Raw genomic sequence first — 6786 nt, 5'->3', positions numbered from 1 at the left:
ACACTGGTTCATGAGCCTGCAAGATGCTTGCGAAAAGGTGGAGGCTTGGCCCCTCTCGGGATCATGCTCCGCATAACCCTGCCGGGCAATGGCAGAGACGACAACGAAGAACGACCGCACAGCGCGATTGGGAATAACGTCCCAGCATCGCTGATGAAATTGCCAGACGCATCCAGCCCGTCTGTGTGAGCAATATGCGGAAAATCTAGCCCTGACTGGGGACACTTTGGGTAGCACAGCACTAGCCACTTTTCGGGATATTGCACAGCATGACCCTATCGGACTGAGGCGCCCAGCTTTGCGGTAAATCTCAGCAACAGCCGTACCTTCTGCGCGTCTGAGAATTTGGGTGCTCTTAACGTTTTTGTTCCTTTCCCAGCCAAAGGAAAATACAGCGAAAAACTCTAATTATAAATGGCAGGAACATTGAATTTTAGAGCGACGCAAAATACGAAACCGCCTAGGTGGACGGTTAAACAGGGGCAGAATAACTTGAGGAATTGTGTTCTGCTTCGCCGTTCATGTGACCGACGTTACTTGTAATAAACTGATCCATCGCCGAAGTATGCGCCTCTTTCACCCGTTCTGCGAGGAGCGTGAAGAAGTGTGCGAATGGTTTCAAGTTCATAAGATGCTTCGGCATTACGAGTGCAATATCCCGCGCGTGCTCGCCTGTATCGATAAACCGAATCTTGTCGCGTAAAGACGCCGAAAGATGAGGGAGGAGGGAACTAGGCAGGTGCGCGGTCGCGAGCCCTTGTGCGACGATTTCCATTCCGGCCCGATGCGCGGGACAGGAAAAAAATGGTTCTGCGAAGGGGAGTTTTGTAGCGTACCATCCTTCGCTTTTGCTTTGCCACGATACGGGATCAGTGATCGCGACAAAACATGATAGCGCAGGCGGTGTATTGGCTCCCATCTGCCGCGTTTCCAAGCTTTCTTCAATACAATCAATGGAGATATCATACGGGACGGCCCATAAAATTTGATCACTGAAGAGGGTTTCCTGCTGAAGAGACGAACTGAGCGCTTCGGCACTTTTGGCATTCAAAATTGCACAATTGACGCGGTGCATGGAAATCATGTCGATAACTTGCTCGGAATTGTCGCCGGACTTGAACGCGAAGTGTTTGAACCCTTCTACATCACGTGCTGCTTGTGCGGCTAATGCGATGAACCGACGGCGCATGCTTGGAATAGATCCCAACTGCAAAACTAATTGTTTGCCGTCAAATTCAGAGTGATGACGCTCCCAAGCGCATGACAATGTATGGCTTATTTCGCTGGCTACGCGAAACCAATGTTCCCCGCTTGGAGTTAATTCATCAGATCGCGAAGGACTACGTTTGATTAACTGTGATCCTAGGCAATCTTCGAGCTTTGAGAGTTGTTGCGATACCGTTGGCTGTGAAACGCCGAGGAGTTTTGTCGCTTTAGAAATTGAGCCGGCCACGACAATGCCGTGGAAAATTTCCAACTGTTTTAAGGTAATTGCCATTTGCGTTTATCCCACAATTTAAAAATATATTAGCAGAAAACGTCGCTGTACGCATCACTCATGCCATTGTGAGCGGCAGCCTCCCACATCATTGGGGCATGGCGTAATCAGAAACGACCGACCAAATGTCTTCATTCAGCGTCTGAATTTCACGCAATGCCAGATCGATTTCAGCAAGCTCAGCCCTGTCCAGAACGGTCTCAGCGCCATAAGCTAAACTGTTTTTCCTGTCGGCAATACGCATTTGAATTGCCCGAACGGGTCCGCCATCGCTATCGAATGCGTACAGACAGTGGTTCAGGCGATTGCGAAGTCCCGAGAGTTTTTTCATTTGTTTGCAGATGGCAATAATTCGACTGATTGCTTCCGCAGGCACAGGGCAGTTCTGGCGCTTGGATAGCCGCTCGACGAGATCAAGGCGCGCACGTGTTGTGTTTAATGTCAGGTGTATAACTGTTGCGGTAGACGTGTCGGTCGGGATCAGGCCCGCCATTAGATGAATGAGTGTGCTTTCGGTGTTGGTCCACGCATAGTTGATCTGTCCAATGCGCATCAGGAACGCATCGAAGGCCTTTGGTGGAGTTTGTACCTTTGAATTACTCATCGTAGCTATGGTGGAAGCGCGCCGCCGCTTCTGTCCGATTGGAAACACCCAGTTTTGAAATCACGCGATGCATATGCAGTTTGACAGTGTGTTCTGATATATTCAGATCGCGGGCGATGACTTTGTTTGGCCTCCCTTTGGCGGCCAAGGATAACACCTCGGACTCGCGCGGTGTGAGTGCGGCTTGAATGGCCGCAGTTTGTTCAGGTGTTGATAATGCAAGGGAGTGCGCGGGCTCGGTAGCGCTATGGCTCACGTTCTTAGGTGCTTTGACTGGTTTGTGCGCCACTTTGGCTGTTATCTCTGGTGGGATATAATGCGCCCCTGAGCCAATCACCGTCAAAAGGCCAAGAAAGGCGCAGACGTTGAGGTTCATGGGTAGAAAGCAGATATGTCGCGCAAAGATATCTTGCGTGTACATTTCAAAAAAAGACTGCGCGGCATCCGTGTCCTCAAACCCTATGACAAGTTTACACCCCGCCAGCAATGGATCTGAATGCTTCGTACGGTCCAACAAATCTTTGGCGTTATGCAGATCGCACACCACCATGAATAATTCAGGCCCATAGGCCACACTTCGCGCCGCAGACATAACCAGATTAAGAACTTGAAAGTCAGGTACGTGCAGCGTTTGCGTGTGATCAATCTCCGTTTCTACCGTCCGCAATGTGACGGGTGAAAATACACTCGAAGATCCAATAAAAAATATTAACCGGTTTAGAGCCTCTGCGGTATGCCCGCTTGAGACTTCAGAAAGTGAAAGACTTTCCATAGTTCCCCCCATTTAAAATCAGCATTCCCCCAAACGCAAATACGCGCAATTCGCGTTAAACACTCAAACAAGTCGCACTATTAAAAAGCAGAGTTTAAAATCAAAATGAACCTGCTCCCCGCAGCAAGTAGGCGGAGAGACAGGTTAACTTTACAAAGACTGCAGGAAATCTCTCTAAAAGTTAATCTATATTCAAACCTATCAATCACCTATTGACTGCTTCGGATCACTCAAAAGGAGTATGTGGTGGTTTTGCTCGAAGCGTCATGCCGTCCAGAAATTGCGAGAAATCTCTCTTAATACTGCCTCGGAACTGACGGCTCGTCATATCATGCCTGAAATAAACTCTCCTCCGTAAGATGTAGTCCCTTTCGGTAGCTATCGGATATCGAGCTACACCATCTGAATATCCTCCATCAGATGGAATTTCATAAATTATCAAATTTTATCAATGGCATGAAGGCGTCCCCAGAGGCGTCTATATCCTATGGGCGACTATGCCATTCGCTGAACTCATCGCACAGTTCATCCATCGACACAGTTTCGTCGACGGCTTGTTTGGTCATCAGCGGTCCATAAGGGCTCGGGCAAACCAGTCGGGGAATTCTCCCTACCAAAAATGATCTGGAATATCCGTTTTGGAAATGAATGACGGGCTCTGGATCTGAAATCAACATGGAGGACTTTACTATGTCTAGAGGTCGTAATCACGGACACAATCAACCACAAGGTGACCCAAATCCTGATCAAAGCCAGGATCAGGGCCAAAGTAGCGCTCAATCCCAGTTGCAAGCTGAGCTTCAGGCCCAACTTCAAGCGCAAGGCCAAGGTCAAGGACAAGATCAGGGCCAAGGCCAGGATCAAGGTCAGTTCCAGAGCTCAACCAGCTTCAATGGCAACATGAACGGTAACCATAGTGGGAACATGAACGGGAACCACAACGGCAATACCAATGGCAACACGAATACAAATGGAAACTCCAATGCAAACGTGAATGCCAATTCGAACTCCAACAGCAACACATCCGATACCACTGTAACGGTTGATGTTGATCTCGGCATCGAGGGTTACATGCCAAACGATGATGATTTCATCGACCTTGATCATGCTTCGATGGGCGACTACATCAACGGTTCGTTCGATCCCGGTAACGAGATGAACCTGAGCGAGTTGCTTGATCATGCACTTACTGGTGCTGGCAATGACTCCGGTCAAATCTTCGCACAGTCCAATAACCTCGTTGATAACGACACGTTGGATAGCCCAAGCGTTGCGAACAACGGTGGCTTCACGGTCAACGGCACGACGTCTGGCGGCGGAAGCGAAACCGGTGACGGTATCTCCTCTGCTGGTGGCGCTGCTGCTGAAGAGGACTCGGGGTGGGGTGGCCATCATGGCTTCCGTGGCCACGGTCAGGAAGATGATGGCGCTGCTGCCAGCGGTGGCATTGGTGACTGGGGTTCAGGCAACGGTGACGACGGCTATGTCGGCGGTTCTGCATACTCCGACGCCGGAGCAGCCATGGACGTTACGGCCTTCAACCAGTCTATCGTCATGGGTGCCAACGTTCTCGGCAACACAGTCGATACGACCGTGGTCGGTGGCGGCATGAGCTCCACCTACTCCATCGGTGATGACGAAGCATAAGGTCCCCACGACCTTAGCCCGGCGTGCCCGCACTGTCCCATAGTTGAGCGGGCGCGCCACTTTCTGTCCCTGTGTTGCACAACCAATTTTAGGTTTGATCCACACCTGACAGCAAGACCTCTCAGAAGAGGTCGCGCAAGAGGTTCCGAAGAACCCACATCCATAGGAAGGAGGAGGCTATGCTGGATCGCAATTCTGAAGCGATCGCCCATTTCATTGGTCAGTTCGATCAAGCGATCGACGCGCTTCTCAACCGTATGGACTACGAGGAATTTACGGCACAACAAGCAGCCGAGTATGAGCCTGCAGACCTCCTGAATGTGAAGGTCCTGGTCTCGTCCCCGCTCTCACTCACCGACATGTATCCGCAGATAGATATGCCGATCTGGCTTAGTGCTTCGTATCCGTCTCCGATGAGCATCGGCCTGCCACGCAGCGAGGGCTTCCGTGAGTTTGGAATCGACAATATCCATCTAATCTATTCCGGTGCGTCGACATGGGCGCATTTTGGGATGGGTCAGATGCTTTTCACCCTACCTCCTGCGAATAGTTGGGCTGCAACCGCAGCTCAGACCAATACGCTATTGGATGACGATACGCTTTTGGTTCGTCCGCTTGAGTTGCCAGAGGATGTGGCGCGAGACGCCTCTCCCCAAGCGCTCGATACACTGTTGGTGCAACTCGCGAAGCTCGCAGACGCGTTGGATAAGTTTGCCTCCTCTGATCCCGAAAGTATGCCCATCGAGGCTTTGTCCGACGCCCACATGTCGCAGATAAAAGGCGATGAAGTGTTTGATGCTGTCGCTGAAGACGGCGGGATTTTGATACTTGATGGTGCCGAAGTTGACGCTGCACCAGAAACGCTTTCGGATGCCCTTGATGCGCGATCGGACCGGCTGACGGATGCCGAAGAACTCGATGAGGAGCCAGAAGTGAATGAAGGCCGTGCCGTCACTGGCGAGACCCTCATTCAGAACATTGAAATTTCAAGCGATCAGCCATTCACACCCGTCCCGCAGGAGATCTCCACTGGAGATAACCTGCTTATGAATAAAGCCGTCTTGGGCGGCATCGCTCCTGATGCAGGAATTTTCATTGTCGGGGGGGATTACACCTCCACTGTCAAAATTTCGCAGATCAATGTCGAAAGCAACGTTGACCTCGTGATGAGTGATGTTGCGGATGTGGTGGAGACTACGCCAAGTACGGCAGAGAATTTCGCCGAGATTTCATATATGTCGAACGCTCCAACGGCAGCTGTTGGAGTGAACGGTGTCGCCCATACGGGCGGGCCTGTGGGCTATGCGCTTGCGTCGCTTGAAGGTGACTTGGTGTTCACATCCCACACCGTTCAGATCAATTTGATCTCCGATAATGATGTCATCACATATGAACAGGTGTTCCACACCGTAGATATTTCGTTGGGTGAGAACTCAGCGATCAATGCCGCGGTTTTGAACGGCTTCCAACATGGTTATGACGTCTTCATGGTCGGCGGAGACATGATTCAAACCGCGTCGATCAGTCAAACAAATATCCTGCTCGATAATGATTTTGTGTTGGCGGAAAACGGCACGCTTGGGTCTGTCTTAACTGGAGGAAATCTGCTCTGGAATGAGGCGGCGATTTCGATCACAGGCATTGATTCCGTTGTCGATATGACGGGCGATGCCTCGCGTGCGCTAGATAGTTTGAACGCGGGCGATTTTGACCCGTTCCGTCTCGACGGATTGGATGGCCTGAACGGAACGCAGATCGCGCGGGTTTTGGCGGTCGAAGGCGACTACGTCATGTCGACGACGCTTACACAGATCAACATCCTCGCCGACGCCGATCTTATACAGCTCTTCGCACAAGACGACGCGGCATTCTCACAGTTTGACCTGCGTACGGGCGATAACATTCTCGCCAATTCCGCCACGATCAACGTGATGGGATTGGACAGCGATATCATGGCCAGTGGCGGCGCATATTCCGACGTCGTGATCTTTCAGGCCGGAATGTACGATACTGATGCCGCTTCGCTTGATTTTGGCGATACGGACATCAGCGGATTGGCCTCTGAAGCGGTCGCATTTCTTGTCGACGGAATGATTGATGGTACGCCTGCGTTGGATGAGACGACAGGTGCCGATGTCTGTGGCGTCGAAGGGTGCCAATCCGGAAGTTTTGATACGCTCAATACAATGATTTCTTGAATTAATGGGATTTAACTCGCGATTTTTATGGGAGAATTGCAGTGACTGACACACAAGGAACGAAACT

The 6786-nt window shown here is 50.9% G+C and carries 6 protein-coding genes and 1 pseudogene; 3 read left to right on the top strand and 4 right to left on the bottom strand.

Annotated features, from left to right (window positions below; all coding sequences use genetic code 11):
• A pseudogene (locus tag ACN0TS_RS13075) lies at positions 1-189 on the top strand (hypothetical protein); the annotation flags it as partial.
• A 283-nt stretch (positions 190-472) separates the two neighbouring features.
• Here ACN0TS_RS13075 and ACN0TS_RS13070 read toward each other — a convergent pair.
• The 4 genes from ACN0TS_RS13070 to ACN0TS_RS13055 form a co-directional block, all read right to left on the bottom strand.
• Positions 473-1498 carry a LysR family transcriptional regulator gene (locus tag ACN0TS_RS13070; RefSeq protein ID WP_417259802.1) on the bottom strand — a complete coding sequence of 342 codons (1026 nt, stop codon included), beginning with the start codon at positions 1496-1498 and terminating at the stop codon, positions 473-475.
• A gap of 88 nt (positions 1499-1586) precedes the next feature.
• Positions 1587-2102 (bottom strand): hypothetical protein, encoded by a 516-nt coding sequence (locus tag ACN0TS_RS13065; protein WP_417259801.1) that lies wholly within the window; start codon positions 2100-2102, stop codon positions 1587-1589.
• On the bottom strand, positions 2095-2874 hold the full coding sequence (locus ACN0TS_RS13060; protein WP_417259800.1) for a response regulator transcription factor: 780 nt from the start codon (positions 2872-2874) through the stop codon (positions 2095-2097). Before ACN0TS_RS13060 ends, ACN0TS_RS13065 begins: the two co-directional genes overlap by 8 nt.
• Positions 2875-3568: 694 nt before the next feature.
• Positions 3569-3757 carry a hypothetical protein gene (locus ACN0TS_RS13055; RefSeq protein WP_417259799.1) on the bottom strand — a complete coding sequence of 63 codons (189 nt, stop codon included), beginning with the start codon at positions 3755-3757 and terminating at the stop codon, positions 3569-3571.
• 41 nt (positions 3758-3798) lie between these two features.
• Between ACN0TS_RS13055 and ACN0TS_RS13050 the strand changes: the two genes are divergently transcribed.
• Both ACN0TS_RS13050 and ACN0TS_RS13045 read left to right on the top strand, forming a co-directional pair.
• Positions 3799-4521 (top strand): hypothetical protein, encoded by a 723-nt coding sequence (locus tag ACN0TS_RS13050; protein WP_417259798.1) that lies wholly within the window; start codon positions 3799-3801, stop codon positions 4519-4521.
• A 179-nt stretch (positions 4522-4700) separates the two neighbouring features.
• Positions 4701-6719, top strand: a complete 2019-nt coding sequence (locus ACN0TS_RS13045) for a hypothetical protein (RefSeq protein WP_417259797.1) — start codon at positions 4701-4703, stop codon at positions 6717-6719.
• Positions 6720-6786 lie beyond the last annotated feature (67 nt).

This window comes from Celeribacter sp. (assembly GCF_048266405.1).
Classification (GTDB): domain Bacteria; phylum Pseudomonadota; class Alphaproteobacteria; order Rhodobacterales; family Rhodobacteraceae; genus Celeribacter.
This window is presented reverse-complemented; position numbering and strand designations above follow the sequence as displayed.

Coding starts and splice junctions, on each gene's coding strand:
- ACN0TS_RS13065 (WP_417259801.1), bottom strand. CDS start 2,102: ATGAGTAATTCAAAGGTACAAACTCCACCAAAGGCCTTCGATGCGTTC.
- ACN0TS_RS13045 (WP_417259797.1), top strand. CDS start 4,701: ATGCTGGATCGCAATTCTGAAGCGATCGCCCATTTCATTGGTCAGTTC.
- ACN0TS_RS13050 (WP_417259798.1), top strand. CDS start 3,799: ATGAACGGGAACCACAACGGCAATACCAATGGCAACACGAATACAAAT.
- ACN0TS_RS13070 (WP_417259802.1), bottom strand. CDS start 1,498: ATGGCAATTACCTTAAAACAGTTGGAAATTTTCCACGGCATTGTCGTG.
- ACN0TS_RS13060 (WP_417259800.1), bottom strand. CDS start 2,874: ATGGAAAGTCTTTCACTTTCTGAAGTCTCAAGCGGGCATACCGCAGAG.